This is a genomic window from Thermohalobaculum sediminis, from assembly GCF_023487995.1.
In the GTDB taxonomy this organism is placed as follows: domain Bacteria; phylum Pseudomonadota; class Alphaproteobacteria; order Rhodobacterales; family Rhodobacteraceae; genus Thermohalobaculum; species Thermohalobaculum sediminis.
In genome coordinates, this window is record NZ_JAMFKN010000001.1 from 622535 (window position 1) to 643695 (window position 21161).

Below are 21161 nucleotides of genomic sequence, written 5' to 3' on the forward strand. Positions count from 1 at the left end.
TCAGGCGCTCGCGAACGTGAGAACCCCGCCCGCGGCGAGGCTCAGCCGGCCCTCCGGCCCCGCATCGAACCGCTCGCCATCGACCACGATATCGCCCGAAAGCCGTAGCTCGATCCGCGCCGCCCGGCCGGAACGGTAGCCCGCGCCGACCATCCAGCTGAGCGGCCGGCCCATGAGCGCGAAGGGCGCCGCAAGCGCCAGACGGCGGGCGGGCGCCGCCACGTCGAGCCAGCGCAGCGCGCCCTCTCCCCCGCCCCAGAACGGCTCGAGCCCCATCACCAGCGGCCCCGGCAAGGTGGTCACGAGCCCGGCGAAGCGGGCGCCCGCCGGCAGGGCCGTGCCATCGACCGCCAGCGCGGCCTCGACGCCGCGCCGGATCGCCTGCGCCTCGCGGCCCATCAGCGCGCGGCGCAGCATCGAGGCGACCGCCAGCGCCACCTGCCCGCCACCGCGCGCCGCGATCTCCTCGGCCGCGAGCCGCGTACCGGTCTCGTAGACGCCCCAGCCGGCGATGAAGCCGCGCAATGTGGCCGCGCCCGCGCGCTCGATGTCGAGCACCGGCAGGTGCCGCTCGGCCAGCCGCCCGGCGCGCGCGCCCTCGACCAGCCGCGAAAGCCCCTCGGCCCCGCGCGCCGCGCCGGTCTTGCGCGCGATGAGGTTGGTATTGCCATGCGCCAGCACCGCAAGCCGCGGCGGCGTCTCGCCCCAGAGGCTGGGCAGGCGCGTCACCACCTCGCGCACCGTGCCGTCGCCGCCATCGAGGATCATGAGGTCCACCCCGGCCGCCCGGAACTCGGCCAGCGCCGCGGACAGCGCGTCGAGATCGGCCGTCTCGCGCAGGATCACGCCCTGCGGCGGCGCGCCGGCCGTCACGCGGCGGTTGCGCGTGCTGGTGCGGTTGCGAATGAGGCCGATCGTCAGGCTCACGCGGCGGTCATCCATGACGCAAGCGGCCCCTTGCGCCGCGCGATCTCGGCCTGCGCCACGCGCACGAGGTGCACGGCAAAGCAGATCGCCGTCCACCATGCCACCGCGATCAGCCCCTCGCGCGGCGCGCCCGCCAGCGCAAAGCCCATGAGGATCAGCAGGTTCGGGTTGCGTCGCGCGGTGATCTCGCGGAACAGGCTGTCGAAGGGCCGCCAGATGTGCATCTCGATGCCATAGCGGGCGATGAACCAGCCTTCCTCAAGCCGCTGCGCGACATAGCCGCCGACGATCACGCCCATCACCAGCGCGAAATCCTCGACGGGCGTGCCTACGGCCGCGCAGCCCACTGCCCAGGCCCACCACCAGAAGGGCGGATGGATCAGGTCGATGCCATGGTCCAGCACGTCGCCCAGCTTCGAGGACGCGACCGTGACGCGCGCAAGCTTGCCGTCCACCGTATCAAGGAAGGTCATCGCCCAGGCCGCCACGAGGCCCGGCCCGAACTGCCCGATCCAGAACAGCCAGAAGGTCAGGATGACCAGAGCGAGGCTCGCCCAGGTCACCTGGTTCGGCGTGATCCCCTTCAGCGCGCAGAACCGCGTGACCGCCAGCGCCGGGCGCGGCCAGACATGCTTGGTCACGAGGTCGGTGACGCCCTTGTAGGATGCCCCGAACAGCGCGCGCTCCACCGCCACGCGATCAGAGGCCGGCATCACCAGCGGGTCGGCGCGCTTGCGCAGCTTCTGGTCGTAGCGCCCGGCCAGCCCCACGCCCGTCAGCGCCACCGCGCCCTCGGGCAGGTCCGTCGCCGCACCATGGCCCTCGACAAGCGGCAGCGCCCAGCCACGGCTTGCCCCGTCGATGCGCGCGCCGACCGCCCGGCCCTCGGCGTCCGTCAGCACGGTCCCCGGCGCGGCCGCCGCCAGCGCCGACAGCACGCTGCCGCCATAGACGTGATCGGCCCGCAGAACCACCCCGGCGTCCGTCGACGCGCCCGGCCTCAGCCCCGCGCGGGGCGCCTGCCGCGCCAGCCGCTCGCGCCCGCTCAGCCCGAAGGCCGCCTGCCCGTCGGGGCCCAGAAATGCCGCGATACCCTCTGCCAAGGCTGCCGTTCCCTGCCCGTTCGTCCTTGCACGGCGCCGCTGGCGCGCCTATGGCAGGCACGGGCGGGCGGCGCATGGACCGGCTCTTAAACCCTGCGCGCCGCCCGTGAAAGGCGGAGATTGTCCCATGGACGGCGAAATCGTCCTCGCGCATCTGACCGACCCGCATCTCGACTTCGGCGCACCCCGTGGCCGCGAGTTCCTTTCGAAGCGGGCGCTGAGCTGGCTCAACTGGCGCCTCAAGCGCCGGGCGATCCAGCGTGCGGATCTCTGCGCGATGATCGTGGCCGACATCCATGCCCATGCCCCCGACCTTATCGCGATGACGGGCGACCTCGTGAACTTCGCCGTGGCCGAGGAGTTCCGCCGCGCCCGCGCCTGGCTCGACCGTCTCGGCCCGCCCGAGCGCGTGGCCGCGGTGCCCGGCAATCACGAGGCCATCGCGCCCGGCATGACGCGCGCGCTCCATGCCGCGTGGGGACCGTATCTGACCGGGCCCGACGGGCGGCCGGGCTACCCGTGGCGGCGCGACGTGGGTCCCGTCTCGATCGTCGGGGTCTCGACCGCGGCGGCCAGCCTGCCCTTCCTCGCCACAGGCGTCGTCGGCCCCGGCCAGCGCGAGCGGCTCGACGCCATGCTCGGCGCCATCACGGCCGAGGGGCGGCTTGCGGTCATCCTGATCCACCACCCGCCCACGCCGATCACGAACCGCCGCAAGGGGCTTACCGACGGCGCGCTGGTCTGCGAGGTGATCGCGCGCCGCGGCGCGGGGCTGGTCCTGCACGGCCACACCCACAGGGCCGAGCTGTCCTGGATCGACGGCCCGGCGGGCCGCATCCCGGTCCTCGGCGCCCCCTCCGCGAGCTGGGAGCCCGGCCCCGGCCGCGCCGGCGCCGCCTGGCGCCGCCTGCGCCTGAGGTCCGCCTTGGACGCCTGGCACCTGACGCTGGAGGAGCGCTGCGCCACCCCGGGCGGGATCGTCGCGCGCACCCCGCTTGCCTTCCGCCTGCCGCTGCCCGGTGCCGCGGCGCCGGCGCCCCTTGTGAGCGGCACCTCAGCGGCTAGAATGCCGCCCGACGCCGCGGGCGGGACAGCCTAGGGCGCCGCCGGCCACGCAGCCGATCGAGGCGGAGAGACGAGATGCCGAACCAGACCATCCGCAGCTTCGGCTGGCCCGATACCCACATCGCCGAAACCGATCACTGGATGGTGCTGCTGCGCCCGGCGCAGCCGACGCTGGGCGCGCTGGTGCTGGCGGCGAAGTCCGAGGCCACCGCCTGGGGCGACCTGCCGCCGCCCGCCCATGCCGATCTCGGACGCGCGGTGCCGGCGGTCGAGACCATGCTGCGCAGCGCCGTGGGCTACGAGAAGATCAACTATCTCATGCTGATGATGGTCGATCCTCACGTGCATTTTCACGTCCTGCCGCGCTATCCCGGCAGCCGAGAGGCCGAAGGGGTCGAGGTCGCCGACGCCGGCTGGCCCGGCCCGCCCGCACTGGGGCAGGCGGTCACGCCCGAGGCGGTGGAGCGCGACCGGCTGGTGGCGCGGCTTGCCGCAGCCTGGCCCGGCTGAGGCGCCGGCTTGTCGCCCCTCTTCTCCCGCCGGCTGATCGACGGCTACCTGCTGAGGCTGATGCTGCCGCGCATGGGGGCGGCGCTGGTGGTGACGCTGGTCGCGCTGCTGCTCGAGCGGATGCTGCGGCTGTTCGACCTCGTGACCGGACAGGGCGCGACCATCGGCCCGGCTCTGGGCATGGCGATCAGCCTGGTGCCGCATTACATCGGCCTCGCGCTGCCGGCGGCCTTCTGCATCGGCGTGCTGACCTGCCTCGCCACGCTGAGCCAACAGAACGAGGTCGATGCGCTCGAGGCCGCGGGATGGTCGCTGCGCCGGATCGGCGTGCCCTTCATCCTGTGCGCGCTGGTGCTGATGGTGCTGAGCGTGGCGCTGTTCGGCGTGATCCAGCCCTACAGCCGCTATGCCTATTACGAGATCCGCCACTCGGTCCTGACCTCGGCCTGGAACGGACGGATCGAGCAGGGCGTGTTCGTCGAGGCGGGCGCGGATCTCACGCTGTCGGCCGCGGCGATCGACCCCACGGGGCGGGTGCTCGACCGCGTCTTCGCGGTGCAGAAGGACCTCAAGGGCGAGGTCGTGCTGACGGCGCGGCGCGGCATCGTCGTGCCCGAGGACGATGGCAAGACCGTGCGCCTGCTGCTGCGCGAAGGCGTGGCGATGACGGCCGACGGCAGCCGGCTCGACTTCGACGAGCTGACGCTCGAACGCCGTTTTCCCGCCGACGCCAATCCCTTCCGCCCGCGCGGCGATTCCGAGCGCGAGCTGACGCTGGCCGAGCTCTACACCCTCTCGCGCGGCGAAGGCGTGCTGCCGCCCGAGCCGCGCTATGCGGCCGAACTGCACGCCCGGCTGATCCGCGCCGTGTCGCTGATCGGGGTGGCGCTGCTCGCGGTGCCGCTGGGCGTCGCGCGGAAACGCTCGCCGGTCTGGCCACGCATCGCCATCGCGATCGGCGTGCTGGCTGCCTATGACAACCTCATCAAGATGGTCGAGAGCATGGCGGACTTGGGCCGCGTCGATCCGGTCCTGGGGCTGTGGGGACTGTGCGGGGCGTTCCTCGCGCTCACCGGCCTGATCTTCGTGCTGACGCCCGGACAGGGCGCACTCTCGCCGGTGCGCAGCCTGCTGCGGATGATCGACCTTGCGACCGGCGACCTGCGGCGGATGCTGGGGCGCATCGGGCGGCGCGGGGGAGACGGCGACAAGGGCGGGGCGCCGGGATGAGGCTCGGGCTCTACCTCTCGCGGCAGGTCGGGCTCGCGGTCGCGGGGACGGGCGGGGTCCTGATGGTGCTCGCGCTGGGGCTCGACCTGCTGGACACGGCGACGGACCTGCTCGACCTCGGGGGCTTCGCCGCGCTCGCGCGCTACTCGGCGCTGCGGCTGCCGCTGATCGGCGTCACTGTGCTCCCGATCGCGGTGCTGACCGGCGGCGCGATCGCCTTCTTCGCGCTCGCCGCCCGCAGCGAACTGGTGGTGATGCGCGCGGCCGGCCTCAACACGCTGCGCCTGTTGCTGATGCTCGCGCCACTCTCGGTGCTGATCGGGATCGGCTACGGTTTCCTGTCCGACGCCATTGCCGCGCGCGCCGAGCGGGCGCTGGTGCGCAGCTTCCCCGAACTCGTCGGCAACCCCACCGCCCGCCTCGTCTGGGCCCGCGCGCCGGACGAGATCGTGCGCATCGGCTCGGCCGAGGCCTCGGGCGGCGTGCTGTCCGACGTGTCGATCTTTGCGCTCGACGAGGGAGGCCTGATCCTCAGCCGCACCGATGCCGGGGGCGCCGTCTATCGCCGCGACGGCTGGGAGCTCACCGGCACGGTCACGGTCACCGGCATCGGTGCCGGGCACAGCGAGGCCGCCGGGCGGGTCTGGACCACCCGGCTCAGGCCCGCCGATGTCCGCACGCTGGCCGCGCGGCCCGAATTCGTCGGCGCCGACCGCGCGGCGCAGGTGCTGGCGGGCATCGCCTATGGCGCGCGCGGGGCGGCCTTCTACCAGACCCGCCTCTGGCGCGGCTGGATCGCCGCGGCGGTGCCCACGATCATGCTGCTGTTCGCGGCGGCGGCGGGCTTTGGCCTCACGCGCTCGGGCGGGCGGGGCTGGCTGGCCGCCGGAGGGGTCGCCACCGGCTTCCTGTTCATCGCGACCGACGGATTCCTGATCTCGCTGGGGGCGAGCGGGGCGATGGACCCGTTGCTCGCGGTGGTCAGCGCGCCCGCGCTGTTCGCGGGGCTGGGGCTCTGGTCCATCATCCTGCTCGAGGAATAGCGGCCTTGGCGCGGTGCGCGGCGGTCTGCTATCGCTGCGCAACACCGCAGCGAGAGCCCTCCCGGACATGCAAGCCGAGATCGAGATCCGCCCCGTCGCGACCCGCGCCGATCGCGAGGCGTTCATCCGCCTGCCGGGGCGGCTGATGGCGGGCGATCCGAACTGGGTCGAGCCCCTGCTCATCGAGCGCCGCCAGCACATCGACCCCGCGCGCAACCCCTTCTTCCGCCACGCCGAGGTGGCCCTGTGGCTGGCCCGCGAGGACGGCCGGCCGGTGGGCCGCATCAGCGCACAGCTCGACCGCCTCGCGCCCGCGGTCGAGGGGCGACGCGTCGGCTTCTGGGGGATGCCGGCGGCCCGCGACGCGGCGGTGCTGGCGCGCCTTCTCGCCACGGCCGAGGACTGGCTGCAGGCCCGCGGCGCGAGCCTCGGGCGCGGCCCCTTCTCGCTCTCGGTCAACGAGACCTCGGGCCTGCTGATCGAGGGCTTCGACACGCCGCCCTATCTGATGATGGCACATGACCCCGCCTGGATGGGCGCCGCGGTCGAGGCCTGCGGCTGGGCCAAGGGCCGCGACCTCGTGGCCTACGAGATGGACGTCTCGCGCGGGCTGCCCGACCGGCCCCGCCGGATCGCCGAGCGCGCGCTGGCCGAAGGCGTTCGCCTGCGCCCGCTGGACCGGCGCCGCTTCGCCGACGAGATCCGCATGGTCACCGCCATCTTCAATGACGCCTGGGCCGGCAACTGGGGCTTCGTGCCGCTGACAGAGGCCGAGATCGACGCCATGGCAGCCGAGTTGAAGCCGATCCTGGACCCGGAACTCGTCCGCATCGCCGAGATCGGCGGGCAGGCCGCGGGCTTCATCGTGCTGCTGCCGAACATCAACGAGGCGATCCGCGACCTCGGTGGCCGGCTCCTCCCCTTCGGCTGGGCGAAGCTCCTGTGGCGGCTGAAGGTGCGCGGCCTGCGAACCGGCCGGGTGCCGCTGATGGGCATCACCCGCGCAGCGGCGGGCACGGTGCTGGGCAAGGCGCTGCCGCTCCTCCTGATCTATTCGCTCGAGGAACGGGCGCGGGCACGTGGCATCGACCGGCTGGAACTCTCGTGGCTGCTGGAGGACAACTGGCCGGTGCGCCGGCTGATCGAGTCGCTGGAAGGACGCCTGACCAAGACCTGGCGCGTCTACGAGAAGGTGCTGGCATGAGCTGGACCGCGCTTATCCTCGCGGGCTCGCGCGGGCCCGCCGACCCGGTGGCGCAGGCGGCGGGTGTCAGTCACAAGGCCTTCGCCGAGGTCGCCGGCCGCAGCATGATCGGGCGCGTGGCCGAGGCCCTGGCCGCCGCCGGGATAGGCCGCATCCTCGTCTCGATCGAGCCGGGCGCGCCCGCTCTCCCCGCGGGGCTCGAACGGCTCGACGCCGCGCCCTCACCCGCGCGCTCGGTCGGGGCGGCGCTGGCGGCGGCGCCGACGCCGCTTCTGGTCACCACCGCCGACCACCCGCTGCTCACGTCCGCGATGGTCGCCGACTTCCTCGCCGGTGCCGGGGCGGCGGGTGCCGATGTCTGCGCCGGCGTCGCGGTCCGCGCCGTGGTCGAGGCCGCGGGCAATCCCGCGCGCCGCACCTACCTGCGCTTTCGCGACGCCGAGGTCAGCGGCTGCAACCTGTTCGCGCTGAACACGCCCCGCGCCGCGCAGGCGGTGGCGTTCTGGAAGCGGCTGGAAGCCGAACGCAAGCGGCCATGGAAGATGGCGCTCGCCATCGGCCCGGCGACGCTTGCCGCCTATGCGGCGGGGTGGCTCACGATGGCGGGGGCGGCGCGGGCGCTGGGTCGGGCGGCGGGCTGCACCGCCGCGCTGGTCACGCTCGACCACGCCGAGGCGGCGCATGACGTCGACAAGCCCGCCGACCTCGCCTTCGCCGAGGCGCGCCTGCGCGCCCACGCGGGCGGCTAGATGCCGCTGCCGTCGTCCGGCTCGCAGCCGGGCAGGCTGCCCTCGGGCCGCGTCCAGGTCTCGGTCTTGCCCAGCAGCTTGATGCCCAGATAGGCGCGCACCTTCAGCGTGCCGTCGCCGTTCTCGTGCAGTTCGAGGTCGAAGCTCTTGCCGTCCTTGGGGTAGTAGAAGCTGCCCTCCTCCCATCCCCTGCCGTTCCGCTGGAGGCCGCTGATGACCTCGATGCCGCACCACGGCCGGTCGCGCAGCGCGGGGTCGGGGTTGTGCTCGTCGCGCTTCAGCGTGCCCTCGCTCCAGCGCGGCTTTTCGAGCCACACAATCTTGCCGCAGAGCTGCGCGCCGCAGCGGTAGAGCTCGACGCCGACCTGCTTCTTCCCGGTCAGCCAGACGCCCTCGACGCCCGCCGCGGGCGCGGTCCCGGCGCCGAGTGCGAGGGCAAGGGTGGCGATGGCGAAAAGGCGGGTCATGGTGTCCTGTCTCCCGTAGTGGCGCGGCCGGCGCACGGCGCAAAGCTGAGGGCGCTGCGGCTGCGGTTCAAGGGATGCAACGGTGCGGCGCCACGCCTCCGTCGCCGCTTGACGGCACCGCGGGGCCTTGCGACGCTCGGCCATCGTCATCCCGGAGGGGCCGCCATGGCACGAACCGCACTCGCCGCCGCCGTCGCGCTGGCCGGCCTCGCCACGCCCGCGTTTGCCGACTACACGCTCACGATCCTGCACACCAATGACTTCCACAGCCGGATCGAGCCGATCAACAAGTACGACTCGGCCTGCGGCGAGAAGGACGCGGCCGAGGGAGCGTGTTTTGGCGGCTCGGCGCGGCTCGTGACCGCGATCCGCGAGCGGCGCGCGGCGCTTCCCAACTCGATCCTCGTGGACGGCGGCGACCAGTTCCAGGGCTCGCTGTTCTACACCACCTACAAGGGCCGCGCGGCAGCCGAGCTGATGAACGCGCTGGGCTACGAGGCGATGACCGTGGGCAACCACGAGTTCGACGACGGCCCCGAGGTGCTGCGCGGCTTCATGGCGGCGGTCGAGTTCCCTGTCCTGCTGGCCAATGCCGATGTCGGTGCCGAGCCCGCGCTGGCCGATGTCCTGCGCCCCTCGGTGGTGATCGAGAAGGCGGGCCAGCGGATTGGTCTGATCGGCCTCACGCCGGTCGAGACCGCCGAGCTCGCCTCGCCCGGCCCGAATGTCCGCTTCACCGACCCGATCCCGGCGCTCGAGGCCGAGGTGGCGCGCCTCACCGCCGACGGCATCGACAAGATCGTCGTGCTGAGCCATTCCGGCTACCGCCGCGACCTCGAGATCGCGGCCGCCGTGCCCGGTGTCGACGTGATCGTGGGCGGCCATTCCCACACGCTCCTGTCGAACGTCAGCGACAAGGCCGAGGGCCCCTACCCCACCTGGGTGGACGGCCCCGGCGGAGCCCGCGTGCCGATCGTTCAGGCCTATGCCTATGGCAAGTTTCTGGGTGAACTCACGGTCACCTGGGACGATGCGGGCCGCGTCACCGCCGCGTCGGGCGAGCCGATCCTGATGGACGGGCAAATCGCCGAGGACGGGCCGCTCAAGGCGCGCATCGCCGAGCTTGCCACGGCCTTCGACGAGATCCGCAACGAGGTCGTGGCCGAGGCCGCGGCGCCGATCGACGGCGAGCGCACCACCTGCCGCGCGGCCGAGTGCCAGATGGGCAATCTCGTGGCCGACGCGATGCTCGACCGGGTGAAGGGCCAGGGCATCCGCATCGCCATCGCCAATGGTGGCGGCCTGCGCGCCTCGATCGACGCGGGGCCCGTGACGATGGGCGAGATCCTGACCGTCCTGCCCTTCCAGAACACGCTTGCGACCTTCGCGCTCACCGGCGCCGACGTGATCGCCGCGCTCGAGAACGGCGTGAGCCAGGCCGAGCAGGGCGCGGGCCGCTTCCCTCAGGTTGCGGGCATCCGCTACACGTGGCGGCGATCGGCGCCGCCGGGTGCGCGCATCGTCGGCGTCGAGATCCGCGACGGCGACGGCTGGGTCCCGCTCGACCCTGCCGCGATCTATGGCGTCGTCTCGAACGACTATGTGCGGCGGGGCGGCGACGGCTATGCGGTCTTCGCCGAGCGTGCGATCGACGCCTACGATTTCGGCCCAGCGCTCGAGCAGGTGCTGGCCGACTACATGATCGCGGGCGGTGCCTACACGCCGGTGATCGAGGGGCGGATCACCGCGGTCGACTGATCCGACCGCCGCCGCTCGGCGGGCGCCGCCGCGGGCGCCATCAGGCGCTGCGCCCCGGGCTTGACCCGGGGCCTCGCATGCAGGGGCGTGACTTTGGCGAGGCTCCCGGCGAACCCCGGGGCCCATCGGCATGTTTCAAACCGCCTGCGTGCCTCGCCAGGCGCACGCGACGCGCCCAGGGCAAGACGGGGGGAGTCCATTGCCGCGCGCCCAGGGCAAGGCTGGGTGTCGCTCCCCGTGCGCTGCCCGCTCGCGGCGCGCAACGCCCCGGCGGGGGCGCCTAGGCTTGCCGCGCTCCGTCCCTCGAAAGCGTCCGCGGCGACGGCGGCCGCGCCTGCCCCACCGGCATGCCGGGCCGCGCCGCCGCCGCGGACGCCGAGACGGTCGCGGCGGAGCGAGCCACACGACAAAGGACCCCTGCCATGACCGGACACCGCCACCCCGCCTTGCGCGCGCTCCGCCCCGCCCGTCTCGCCTGCGTTGCGGCGGCGCTCGCGCTCGGCGGCTGCGCCACGCTCGCCCCCACGCTGCAGACCGCGGCCGAGGGCGCGCGCGTCACCGCCATGACCGCAGCCGGCGGCGACGACCGCACGGCGGCCGCGCGCATCGCGCAGGGCATCGCCGCCGGTCAGGCCGCCGTCACCATCGGTTGCGCCATGATCGGCGACACGGCCGAGGTCGCCCTGTTCGAGGGCCTTCGCCGCTACTGCGCCTTCCGCCGCTGACGGGATGGCCCTACCCGCCGCCGCGCCGCCAGGGCTCGAGCAGCGCCTCCGCCGCGCGGCGGCCCTCGTCGGTCAGGCTCAGCGCCTCGCCCTCGCGCCGCACCAAGCCCGCGGCGACGCCTTCGCCCAGCACCGCGCGCGCCCGCGCCTCGCTCCAGTCGAGATGGAGCCGCAGCGCCGCAGCGACGTTCTCCTCGCGCCGCTCAGCGCTGTCCTCATGTGTGGCCAGATGCACGACCAGCGCCCGGGTCGCGTTCTGGCGCGCCGCCCTCGCCCGGCGCATGAGCCCCGCCACCACCCCGTGGCGCGGCCCCGCCAGCACCGCGAGGCCCAGGCAGATCCCGGTCATCACCGCCATCATGCCCGAGATCGACACGTCCCAGCGCATCGCCAGCCAGTAGCCCGCGACGCTTGCGACGCCCGCGATGGTAATCCCGATCGGCACCATCCGCTCCAGCCGGTCGGTGAGCAGGTAGGCGGCCGCGGGCGGCATCACCACGAACGCGATGAACAGGATCGCCCCCACCGCGTCGAAGGCCGCCACCGCCGTGCCCGAGGTGAGGAACAGGAGCACGTAGAACAGCGCCCGCGGCGCCAGGCCCATCGCATGCGCCAGCACCGGGTCGAAGGTCGCGACCTTCAGCTCCTTCCAAAGCGCCACCACGAACACCGCGTTCACCGCCGCGACCGCCGCCATCCAGACCAGCGCCCGCGGCGCCGTCAGCCCCGCCACCTCGACCGTGTCAAGCCAGACGAAGCCGATCTCGCCCAACAGCACCGTGTGGGTGTCGATATGCACGTCCGAGGCATAGAGGTTCAGCAGCAAGACCCCCGCCGCGAACAGCGCCGGGAATACCAGCCCGATGGCCGCGTCGTTCTTCACCCGGCCGGTGGCGGCGACCAGCTCGACCAGCACCACCGTGAGCACCCCCGCGAGCGCCGCGCCCAGGATCTGCACCGGCCCCGAGATCGCGCCCGTCAGCATCCAGACCGCGACGATGCCGAACACGATCGAATGGCTGATCGCGTCCGACAGCATCGCCGCGCGCCGAAGGATCAGAAACGGCCCCAGCAGAGCCGCGGCGGCGCCGACCAGGAACCCCGTCGCCATGATCGAGAAGGCCGGATCGTCCAGCAGCGCCTGCATCATCGCGCGGCCCCCCGCGCGTCCGATCCGCCCTCGTCGGCACCCGGTCTCGCGTCCTTCGCGGCACCCGCGTCGCCGGGCATCTCCTGACCTCCGACCCCGCCTGTGCCTCGACCCGCGACTCGATCCTCGCCTGCACCGCGATCCTCGCCGGCGCCTGGCCCCGCCATCAGCGCCTCGGCCTCGGCGCGGCCCTCGGCAGTGATCACCCAGTGCGCCCCCTCGCCCGGCATGTGGGCCGCGCGCCGCACCGCGCCCCGCGCCGCCAGCCGCGAAAGCGCGGGCGCGGTGCCGCTGCCGAAATAGGCGTCTAGCATCCCCTGCTCGGCGGGATAGTCGGGGTCGCCATGCTCGGCCGCCAGCGCTTGCATCGCGGCCAGAACCCGCCGCCCGCGCAGCGCGCGGCGCTCGGCCCGGCGCGTCATCCATTCCCACACCACGCCTCGCCCCGGCGCCAGCAGGATCGAGACCAGCACCGCGAGCGATGCCGCCAGCACCACCAGCGGCCCGGTCGCGAGCCCACGGCCAAGGGCGCTGATCACCGCCCCCGCGACGCCCGAGGCCATGCCGATGACCGCCGCCAGCACTACCATCGGCCCCAGCCGCGCCACCCATTGCCGTGCCGCGACCGCGGGCGCAACGATCATGGCGGCCATGAGCACGACGCCCACCATCTGAAGGCCGATCACCACCGCGACCGCGACCATCACCGTCAGCGCCGCCTCGAGCGCCACGACCGGCAGGCCCAGCGTGCGGGCGAAGACGGGGTCGAAGGTGACCAGCTTGAACTCCTTCCAGAACAGCCAGACCAAGCCCAGCGCCGCCGCCGCGAGGCCCGCCATCACCTGCACATCGCCCCGCAGCATCGCGGCCGCCTGCCCGAACAGGAAGGCCTCGAGCCCCGCCTGCCCCGCCCCGGCCCGGCGCTGGATCAGCGTCAGCAGCACGATGCCGGCCGCGAAGAAGAGGCTCAGCACCGCCCCCAGCGCCGCGTCGGTCTTGAGTCGGGTGAGCCGGGTCAGCAGCATGACGCTCAGCGCCGCAAGCGCGCCCGCGGCCAGCGCGCCCCCGAGGATCGCGCCCATGTCGCGGCTGCCCGCCCACAGGAAGCCCAGGCAGATCCCCGGCAGCGCCGCGTGGCTCAGCGTGTCGCCCATCAGCGACTGCTGGCGCAGAACGGCGAACGAGCCCAGCACGCCGGACACAACGCCCAGCACCGCAGCGCCCATCGCGACGGTCATCAGCGTGTGGTCGGAGAGGAGGGCGAGCGCGCTCATCGCCTCATCCAGCCGCCGCGGGGCCCTCGGCCGGCGTCTCGATCAGCGCGATCTGCCCGCCATAGGCGCGGCGCAGGTTGGCGGCGGTGTGCACCTCGGCTACCGGGCCCTGCGCGATGACGCGCACGTTCAGGATCACCATCCAGTCGTAGTAGCGCCGCACGGTCTGCAGGTCGTGATGCACCACGATCACCGTCCGCCCCCGGTCGCGCAGCCCCTGCAACAGCGCCACGATCGCGCGTTCGGTGGTGGCATCGACGCCGGCCATCGGCTCGTCCAGCAGGTAGAGGTCGGCCTCCTGCACCAGCGCGCGGGCCAGGAACACGCGCTGCTGCTGCCCGCCCGACAGCTGGCTGATCTGCCGCTCCGCCAGGTCGTCTATCCCCATCTGCCGCAGGGCCGCCATCGCCCGCTCGCGCGTGTCGCGCCCCGGCCGGCGCAACCAGCCCAGATGGCCGTAGCGCCCCATCATCACGACGTCGAGCGCCGTGGTCGGAAAGTCCCAATCGACCGAGCTGCGCTGCGGCACGTAGGCGACCCGCCGACGGGTCCGCGCATAGGGCTGGCCGAAGACCCGCACATGCCCCGCGGTCTTGGGCACGAGCTCGAGCACCGCCTTGATCAGGGTCGATTTGCCCGCTCCGTTCGGCCCCACGATCGCGGCCATCACTCCGGGCGGCACGTCGAGGTCGATGTCCCACAGCACCGGGCGGGCGTGGTAGCTGACCGTCAGGTCCTCGACATGCAAGGCAAGCCCCGGCTCGTGCAGCCGCGCGTCGCTCCCGCTCTCGCGCCGGAAGAACATCGCGTGCCTCAGCCCCCCACGCCCCAGCGCGCAGCCCAGGTGTCCAGCTCGGGCGGCAGCGCCGGGGGCGTGCCGCCCAGCGCGCCCGCGATCGCGCGAACATTGGCATGGATCATGCCGATATAGGTGCCGTCCGCCGTGCCCGCCGCACCCATCGCGTCGGCATAGAGCTCGGCCCCCACCCGAACCTCGTGCCCCTCGCCACGCGCGGCCTCGATCACCGCCTCGACGGTGCGCGGGCTGATCGTCGATTCGACGAACAGTGCGGGGATGCCGCGCGCGACCACGAGATCGACCACCGCCCGGATGTCGCCGATCCCGGCCTCGCTCTCGGTCGAGACGCCCTGGATGCCGACCACCTCGATGCCGTAGGCGCGGCCGAAATAGGCGAAGGCGTCATGCGCCGTCACCAGCACGCGCGCCCCCTCTGGGATCGAGGCCACCGCCTCGCGCGTCCAGACGTCAAGCGCCAGCAGCGCCGTCTCGAGCGCCCCCGCCCGCGCCGCCATCTCGGCCGCGCAGCCGGGCGCAAGCCCGCCCAGCGCCCCGGCGACCACCCCCGGCACGCGTGCCCACAAGGCCGCGTCCATCCAGACATGGGGGTCCACGCCATAGCCCTCGCCGGTCAGGATGCGATCGCCCTCGGGCACCGCGCGCTCGGCCACCGCGACGGTGGCGACGCGGCCCGAAAGCCGTTCGAGCACCTCGCCCAACTGCCCCTCGAGGTAGAGTCCGCTGTAGAGGATCGCGTCCGCCTGCGAGAGCCGGCCCACATCGCCCGCGCTGGGCTTGTAGAGATGCGGGTCGATTCCCGGCCCCATCATCACCGTGACCTCGGCGCAGGCGCCCGCCACCTCGGCGGCAAGGTCGCCGATCATGCCGGTCGTCGCCACCACCTTGAGCGGCTCGGCGGCGGCGGCCATGGGCCCGCCCGCGACGGCCATAGACAGGAGGGCCGCGCCTGCGGCCCGTCGCAACATCGGGAAGTGGTCCTCAGTGGACATGGTGATCTCGTCTCTCCCATCGGGCTCCCACGGTCCGCCAAGAGCTAGGCACCGGCTCAAATTTCGTCAACTGGCTTTTATTTTCAGCTTGACCTAAATTTTGTCAGGGTTCAATGCATCCGGCAGAGACCGGAGAGCGCCATGCCCGAATCCCGCCCCCGCCCGCCTGTGCTGCGCGAGGCGACCCGACAGGCCCGCAGCTTCGAGCGGGTGCGCGAGGCCCACCAGCGCGAGGTGGCCGAGGATTACGTGGAACTGATCGCCGACCTGATCGACGTGACCGGCGAAGCTCGCGCCGTCGACCTCGCGGCGCGCCTCGGCGTGACGAATGCGACGGTGAACGCGGCGCTGAACCGCCTCGCCCGCGAGGGGCTGCTGACGCGCCAGCGCTACCGCTCGATCTTCCTGACGGCGGAGGGGCGCCGGCTGGCCGAGGAAGCCCGCGCCCGCCACCGCATCGTGCGCGACGCGCTGGTCAAGCTGGGCGTGGATCCCGAGACCGCCGAGATCGACGCCGAGGGCATCGAACACCACATCAGCGCGCGCACGCTGGCGGCGCTGAGGCGGTTGCTCGAGGGGTAGCGGGTGCCGTCCGGCACGGGCCCCCGGCAGGTCACAAGCCTGGGAGACGCCTCACTCGGGCAGCGTCACCTCGAACCGGATCGAGGCATACCAGGCCGCGAGGTCCGAGATGTCCTCGTCGCTCAGGTCCTTGGCGATCACACTCATGATCTCGTGCTCGCGCTTGCCGGACCGGAAGGCCTTGAGCTGCGTCTCGAGATAGACCGAGCTCTCGCCCGCTATGTGCGGCGCGATCGGGATCTTGGCGACCCCGTCGATGCCGTGGCAGACGGCGCATTGCTTCGCCTTGACCTTGCCGGCGGCGGCATCGGCCGCAGCGGCGGGCTCGGCAAGGGCGGCAAGCGCAATCACGGCCATGCCGGCCGGCAGAAGGCGGGTCAGGATCATCGTCTCTCTCGTCGGGATGCGAATCGGCGGGATCGCGGTCAGCCGGGAGCGCGAGGGGTCCGCCGGTCCCCTCGGCGCCGGAACCCTCCCGCGCGCGGGCGCGGGAGGGCGGGATGCGGGCCTCAGCCGCCCGTGTAGGCGATGCGGTAGAGCGCGCCCGCCAGGTCGTCCGACACGATGATCGACCCGTCGGGAAGCTGCGCCACGTCCACGGGGCGGCCCAGATACTCGCCGTCCCCGGTCAGCCAGCCTTCCGCGAAGGGCTCCATCGTGGCCGATCCGTCCTCGCCGATGAAGGTCACCATGACCCGCGCGCCGACCGGCTGGGTGCGGTTCCACGAGCCGTGCTGGGCCGAGAAGATCGCGTTCTTGTACTTCGCCGGGAACTGCTTGCCGGTGTAGAACATCATGCCCAGATCGGCCGCATGGGCCACGGTCTCGACCGCGGGCATCACCACGTCGAAGGGCACTTCCTGGCCCTCGTATTCCTTGGTCCGCACCGAGCCGCCACCATACCACGGATGCCCGAAATGCTGGCCCATCGCAGTCTGGTGGTTCAGCTCGCCGGGCGGGATGTCATCGCCCATGCCGTCGACCTGGTTGTCGGTCCACCACAGCTCGCCGGTCTCGGGATGGAAGTCCTGGCCGACCGAGTTGCGCACGCCATAGGTATACACCTCGCGGCCCGTGCCGTCGGTGTTGAGCCGGATGATGCCGCCGATCCCGACCTCGCGGTAGAGGTCGAGCTTCTCGGGCGGCGCCACGTTGAAGGGCTGGCCCAGCGAGATGTAGAGCTTGCCGTCCGGCCCCACGTCGCAGACCCGGGCGGTGTGGTTGTAGCTCGCCTCGTCGGGCGGGATCAGGTTGCCCTCGGCGACCACGTTGAAGGCGGCGACGTCGGGGCTCTCGTAGAAGAACTCTGCCGCCGGGAACACCAGCACGCGGTTCTGCTCGGCGATGTAGAGGAAGCCGTCCTTCGAGAAGCAGGGCCCGTTCGGGATGGTGAAGTCGAGCGAGGGGGCGAAGTCCTTCACCTCGTCGGCCACGCGGTCCTTGTCGCGGTCGGTGACGGCCCAGACCTTGGTCTTGCGGGTGCCGACGAAGGTGACGATGCCCTGCGGCCCCACCGCGATGTGCCGAGCGTCGGGCACCAGCGCGTAGAGCGAGATCTCGAAGCCCGCGGGCAGCTTGATCGACTTGAGCGTCTCGCGAATCTGTTCGGCCTGCGGGCCGCCCTGGTCGATATAGGTGAACTCGGTCACGCCGGTGGACTTGAACTGGCCAAGCTTCTCGAGGTTCGACTGCGCGGCGGCCGGCACGGTGGCGAGCGCGGCAAGCGCGGTCGCCGCTAGCAACGATCTCAGCATCATCTTCCTCCCCTGATCCGCGGGCAGACCCGTGGCCGCCCGTCGCGCGACACTAAAACGCAGAATCAGCGGTCAGTAAAGCAGACCAATCGCGCCAATTGAGCGGCCCTGGGGCCGCGAGGCATCTCGGGCCGCGAAAGCGGAAGGCCCGCCCCGTGGGGACGGGCCGGAGGGGGCCTCGCAAGCCCGCAATGGCTCAGAAAACGAAGGCATCCTCGCCCAGTTCCAGCATCGGGCGGCCCGCAAGCGTGATCGAGTTCCCGAAGCCGTCGCTGATGACGGTCGCGCCATGTGCGTGGGTGATCGTGAGATCCCCGATCCCGTCGACGCCGCCATGCCCCGAGAAGTCGAGCACATCGCCCCCCTGCGGTCGGAAATCCTCGATCACGTCATGACCGAAGCCGTCGCCGAAGACGAAACGATCGCCGCCGACGCCGCCGCTCAGGAGGTCGTTGCCGGCACCGCCCTCGATCACGTCGCGCCCGCCGAAGCCGCGCAGCACGTCGTCACCCGCGCCGCCCGACAGCACGTCGTTGCCCTGATTGCCGTGCAGCCGATCGTCGCCCTCGCCGCCCCAGAGGACGTCGTCGCCCCTGCCGCCGATCACGAGATCGTCACCGTCGCCCGCGAACACCACCTGATCGCCGCGCAGCCCAAGCAACTTGTCGCCGCCGGTGGTGCCGACCAGAACATCGCCGTCCTGCCCGCCGCGCAGCGGCAGCCCACCCTCCCCGGCGAACAGGAAGCGCTGGCCGTCGACGTCGATCTCGCCCGGCAGATCGGCCGGGATCAGCACGCCGTCGATGACGTGCACGATGCCGTTCGACGCCTGGATGTCGGTGGCGACAAGCCCCGGGTCCGCGAGGTCGGGCTCGTTGTCGATCAGCGTGCCCGTCCCGGCATCGACCCCGAAGCTCGCCCCCAGAAGCGTCGTGACCTCGCCCTGCGCCACGACCTGCGACAGCTGCTGCGCGCCGGCCGAGACATGGTAGAGCAGCACGTCCGTCAGCAGCCCCACCGCGTCGCCGCCGTTCAGCGCCCCCAGCACGGTCAGGATGTAGCTGAGGGCCCCCGCCTCGTCCGACCCGCCATAGCCGAGGTCGCCCGCCAGCGCGACGAAGGCGCCATCGGTCGGCGCAAAGACGGTGAGGTCGGCGCCCGGGTCATCCAGCGCGCCCACGAGGCCCGCCGCCTTCACCGCCGCCAGCAGCATGTCGAAGTCGCCGGCGTCCGTGTCGAAGCCCTCGCCGCTCTGCGCCACGATCCCGGCGATGCTGGGCGCGTCATTGCCCGGCAGGTCCACCGGCAGCAGCACCCGGTCGATCACGTGCACGATGCCGTTCGTCGCCGCCATGTCGGTGGCGATCAGCGAGGGGTCCGCGAGATCCGGCTCGAGATCCTGCAGGACCGGCAGGTCGATCGTGATCGCCTCGCCCGCCAGGGTGTCGATGCTGGCGAGCGCCGAGACCGCCGCCGCATCCTTCGCACCGGCCGAGACGTGATAGAGCAGCACCTGCTCCAGCACCGCCGCATCGACATTGGCGAGCAGGAAGCCGAGCGCCCCCGCCTCGTCGGTGCCGGCGAAGCCGAGATCCTGAGCCAGCTGCACGAACGCCGCATCCGTGGGCGCAAAGACGGTGAAATCCCCCGCTGGGTCGTCGAGAACCGCGTCGAGGCCGAAGGCCGCGAGCGCCTGGGCCAGAAGCTCGAAATCCGCCGAGCTCTCGGCGATTCCGGTGATCGTGTCCGATGCCATGTGCCGAACTCTCCCGAAAATGCCGGGCAATGCCCCCGGCCATCCCGGCGCGAGTTAGCGGCGACGGCGCCGCCGCACAGCGCAGGCACGAGCTTTTCCTGGATTTTTCTCTCTGTGGTTGCCGCTTCCAAAGCCCCGAACGGCTCAGGCCTTGAGGCCGTAATCCGCGAAGGCGGCCAGCGCCTCGTCGATCTCGGCGCGGCCCAGGATCACCGGCTGTCCGATGGTCCGGGCGATCCAGTACTGCCGCGCCAGCGCCTCGAGCTCGACCGCGCGCCACATGGCGCGCGCCAGCGTGTCGCCCAGCACGATCATGCCGTGATTGGCCAGCAGGCAGGCGGTGCGCCCCGCCATCGCTGCGACCGCGAGGTCGGCGAGCTCAGCCGAGCCGAAGCGGGCATAGCCCGCGCAGCGCACGTTCTCGCCCCCGAAAGCTGCGACCATGTAGTGGCAGGCCGGAATCTCGTGCCGCAGGATCGCAAGCGCCGTGCAATGCGCGGGATGCGCGTGCACCACGGCCTGCGCATCGGGCCGAGCGTTCAGCAGCCGCTGGTGGAAACGCCATTCGGTCGAGGGCCTGAGCGGCCCCTCCCATGCCCCCTCGGGGTCGTCGAGCGCGACCGAGGCGATCATGCCCGGCTCCATCGTCTCGTAGGGCACGCCCGAAGGGGTGATCATCATCCGGTCGCCCAGGCGCGCCGATATGTTGCCCGAGGTACCCTGGTTGATGCCGGCCGCGTTCATCTCGCGGGCCCGCGCCACGATCTCGCGCCTCAGCGCATCTTCCGCCTTGCCCATGGCCTGCCTCCCGCCTTGCCCGGCGCGCAGGGTGCGCCGGGGGCGCCCGGCGGGCAAGGGGGGTCAGGCGGCGATGGCGGCACCGCTGCCGATCATCGCCTCGATCTCGGCCGGGGCATAGCCCGCCTCGGCAAGGATCTCACGCGTGTGCTGGCCCAAAAGCGGCGCGGGCCGGGTCGACCCCCCCGGCGTGGCCGAGAATTTCACCGGCAGCCCGATCGCCTCGACCCGGCCCGCCACGGGATGGTCGGTCGCCACCACCATGTCGCGCGCCCGGGTCTGCGGGTCGGCATGCATCTGGCGCACGTCCAGCACCGGGCCTGCCGGCAGGCCGCCCGCGTCAAACTCGGCCAGCCACGCGGCGGTGGGGCGGGTGCGCAGGATGGCGTTGAGCGCGGCCTCGAGCTCGACACGGTGCGCCATCCGCTCGGCATTGGTCGCAAACCGCGGGTCGGCCGCAAGCCCGGGCGCGCCCAGGATCGCCACCAGCCGCTCCCAGTTGCGCTGGTTGGCGGCGCCGACATTGACCCAGCCGTCTGCCGTCTCGAAGGCCTGGTAGGGCGCGTTTAGGGGATGCGCCGAGCCCATCGGCCCCGGCGCCTCGCCGGTCGCGAACGCGATGGCCGACTGCCAGTAGGTGTGCGTGATCGCGGCCTCGAACAGCGAGGTGTCCACCACCTGTCCCTGCCCGGTCCGCAGCTTGTGGGCGTAGGCTGCCGACACGCCCATCGCGGCGAGGATGCCGGCGGTGATGTCCGACACCGGCGCGCCCACCTTCACCGGCGGGCGTCCCGTACCTTCGCCGGTGATCGACATCAGCCCCGACATGCCCTGCGCGATCAGATCGAAGCCGCCGCGGTCGGCATAGGGCCCCGAGCGCCCGAAGCCGGAGATCGAGACGTATATGAGGCCCGGGTTTTCCGCCCTGAGGCTCTCGTAGCCGAGCCCCAGCTTCTCCATCGTGCCGGCGCGGTAGTTCTCGATCACCACGTCCGCCCCGCGCAGCAGGCGGCGCAGCGCGTCCGCAGCCTCCGGCGCCTTGAGGTCCAGCGCCAGCCCCCGCTTGCCGCGGTTCATCATCATGTAGGCGGCGCTCTCGCCATTGATCTGCGGCGGCACCATGCGGCGGGTGTCGTCGCCGTTCGGCTTTTCCAGCTTGATGACGTCCGCGCCCATGTCCGCGAGCATCAGGCCGCAGACCGGCCCCGCCATGACATGCGCAAGCTCGACGACGCGGCAGCCCACCAGCGGCCCCAT

General features: G+C 72.4%; 21 protein-coding genes. 9 read left to right on the forward strand and 12 right to left on the reverse strand.

All coding sequences use genetic code 11. From position 1 onward, the window contains the following. A complete protein-coding gene (locus tag M1105_RS03010) occupies window positions 1–927 on the reverse strand; it encodes a diacylglycerol kinase family protein (protein WP_249578861.1) in 927 nt (308 codons plus the stop codon). After that, the gene (locus M1105_RS03015; protein ID WP_249578862.1) at window positions 924–2030 is read right to left on the reverse strand and encodes a CDP-alcohol phosphatidyltransferase family protein; all 1107 of its coding nucleotides are present in this window, start codon (window positions 2028–2030) and stop codon (window positions 924–926) included. Before M1105_RS03015 ends, M1105_RS03010 begins: the two co-directional genes overlap by 4 nt. Window positions 2031–2157: 127 nt before the next feature. On the opposite strand from M1105_RS03015, the gene M1105_RS03020 reads away from it, so the two are divergent. The 6 genes from M1105_RS03020 to M1105_RS03045 all read left to right on the forward strand — a co-directional run bounded on the left by M1105_RS03020 (window position 2158) and on the right by M1105_RS03045 (window position 7831). After that, window positions 2158–3129: a metallophosphoesterase family protein gene (locus M1105_RS03020; RefSeq protein WP_249578863.1), complete on the forward strand. Its 972-nt coding sequence runs from the start codon at window positions 2158–2160 to the stop codon at window positions 3127–3129. Between the two features lie 41 nt (window positions 3130–3170). Further along, window positions 3171–3605, forward strand: a complete 435-nt coding sequence (locus M1105_RS03025; RefSeq protein ID WP_249578864.1) for an HIT family protein — start codon at window positions 3171–3173, stop codon at window positions 3603–3605. Window positions 3606–3614: 9 nt separating this feature from the next. After that, window positions 3615–4835 carry an LptF/LptG family permease gene (locus M1105_RS03030; protein WP_249578865.1) on the forward strand — a complete coding sequence of 407 codons (1221 nt, stop codon included), beginning with the start codon at window positions 3615–3617 and terminating at the stop codon, window positions 4833–4835. Continuing rightward, a complete protein-coding gene (locus tag M1105_RS03035) occupies window positions 4832–5878 on the forward strand; it encodes an LptF/LptG family permease (RefSeq protein WP_249578866.1) in 1047 nt (348 codons plus the stop codon). Before M1105_RS03030 ends, M1105_RS03035 begins: the two co-directional genes overlap by 4 nt. A gap of 67 nt (window positions 5879–5945) precedes the next feature. Continuing rightward, on the forward strand, window positions 5946–7082 hold the full coding sequence (locus M1105_RS03040) for an N-acetyltransferase (RefSeq protein WP_249578867.1): 1137 nt from the start codon (window positions 5946–5948) through the stop codon (window positions 7080–7082). Beyond that, window positions 7079–7831 (forward strand): NTP transferase domain-containing protein, encoded by a 753-nt coding sequence (locus M1105_RS03045; RefSeq protein ID WP_249578868.1) that lies wholly within the window; start codon window positions 7079–7081, stop codon window positions 7829–7831. Before M1105_RS03040 ends, M1105_RS03045 begins: the two co-directional genes overlap by 4 nt. Here M1105_RS03045 and M1105_RS03050 read toward each other — a convergent pair. Then, window positions 7828–8298: a DUF2147 domain-containing protein gene (locus tag M1105_RS03050; protein WP_249578869.1), complete on the reverse strand. Its 471-nt coding sequence runs from the start codon at window positions 8296–8298 to the stop codon at window positions 7828–7830. The two genes, M1105_RS03045 and M1105_RS03050, sit on opposite strands and share 4 nt — an antisense overlap. Window positions 8299–8463: 165 nt before the next feature. Between M1105_RS03050 and M1105_RS03055 the strand changes: the two genes are divergently transcribed. Both M1105_RS03055 and M1105_RS03060 read left to right on the forward strand, forming a co-directional pair. Continuing rightward, complete coding sequence (locus M1105_RS03055) at window positions 8464–10056, forward strand: bifunctional metallophosphatase/5'-nucleotidase (RefSeq protein WP_249578870.1); 1593 nt, start codon at window positions 8464–8466, stop codon at window positions 10054–10056. 422 nt (window positions 10057–10478) lie between these two features. Next, complete coding sequence (locus M1105_RS03060; RefSeq protein WP_249578871.1) at window positions 10479–10781, forward strand: hypothetical protein; 303 nt, start codon at window positions 10479–10481, stop codon at window positions 10779–10781. Window positions 10782–10791: 10 nt separating this feature from the next. On the opposite strand, the gene M1105_RS20575 is transcribed toward M1105_RS03060, so the two are convergent. Genes M1105_RS20575 through M1105_RS03080 form a run of 4 tightly spaced genes read right to left on the reverse strand, consistent with a single transcriptional unit; the run spans window position 10792 to window position 15014 of the window. Next, window positions 10792–11931, reverse strand: a complete 1140-nt coding sequence (locus tag M1105_RS20575; RefSeq protein ID WP_264759454.1) for a metal ABC transporter permease — start codon at window positions 11929–11931, stop codon at window positions 10792–10794. Next, entirely contained in the window at window positions 11928–13205 is a 1278-nt protein-coding gene (locus tag M1105_RS03070) for a metal ABC transporter permease (RefSeq protein WP_249578872.1), read from the reverse strand. Before M1105_RS03070 ends, M1105_RS20575 begins: the two co-directional genes overlap by 4 nt. 4 nt (window positions 13206–13209) lie before the next feature. Continuing rightward, window positions 13210–14010, reverse strand: coding sequence for a metal ABC transporter ATP-binding protein (locus M1105_RS03075; protein ID WP_249578873.1), 801 nt, complete (start codon window positions 14008–14010; stop codon window positions 13210–13212). 8 nt (window positions 14011–14018) lie between these two features. After that, window positions 14019–15014, reverse strand: a complete 996-nt coding sequence (locus M1105_RS03080) for a metal ABC transporter solute-binding protein, Zn/Mn family (RefSeq protein ID WP_249578874.1) — start codon at window positions 15012–15014, stop codon at window positions 14019–14021. Between the two features lie 141 nt (window positions 15015–15155). On the opposite strand from M1105_RS03080, the gene mntR reads away from it, so the two are divergent. Further along, entirely contained in the window at window positions 15156–15596 is a 441-nt protein-coding gene (gene mntR, locus M1105_RS03085) for a manganese-binding transcriptional regulator MntR (protein ID WP_249578875.1), read from the forward strand. A gap of 51 nt (window positions 15597–15647) precedes the next feature. Here mntR and M1105_RS03090 read toward each other — a convergent pair whose 3' ends face one another. The 5 genes from M1105_RS03090 to M1105_RS03110 form a co-directional block, all read right to left on the reverse strand. Next, the gene (locus M1105_RS03090; protein WP_249578876.1) at window positions 15648–15983 is read right to left on the reverse strand and encodes a c-type cytochrome; all 336 of its coding nucleotides are present in this window, start codon (window positions 15981–15983) and stop codon (window positions 15648–15650) included. A 122-nt stretch (window positions 15984–16105) separates the two neighbouring features. Further along, entirely contained in the window at window positions 16106–17353 is a 1248-nt protein-coding gene (locus tag M1105_RS03095; protein ID WP_249578877.1) for a PQQ-dependent sugar dehydrogenase, read from the reverse strand. A 193-nt stretch (window positions 17354–17546) separates the two neighbouring features. Further along, entirely contained in the window at window positions 17547–19106 is a 1560-nt protein-coding gene (locus M1105_RS03100; protein WP_249578878.1) for a fasciclin domain-containing protein, read from the reverse strand. A gap of 144 nt (window positions 19107–19250) precedes the next feature. Beyond that, complete coding sequence (locus M1105_RS03105; RefSeq protein ID WP_249578879.1) at window positions 19251–19904, reverse strand: class II aldolase/adducin family protein; 654 nt, start codon at window positions 19902–19904, stop codon at window positions 19251–19253. Between the two features lie 63 nt (window positions 19905–19967). Further along, a complete protein-coding gene (locus M1105_RS03110) occupies window positions 19968–21161 on the reverse strand; it encodes a CaiB/BaiF CoA transferase family protein (protein ID WP_249578880.1) in 1194 nt (397 codons plus the stop codon).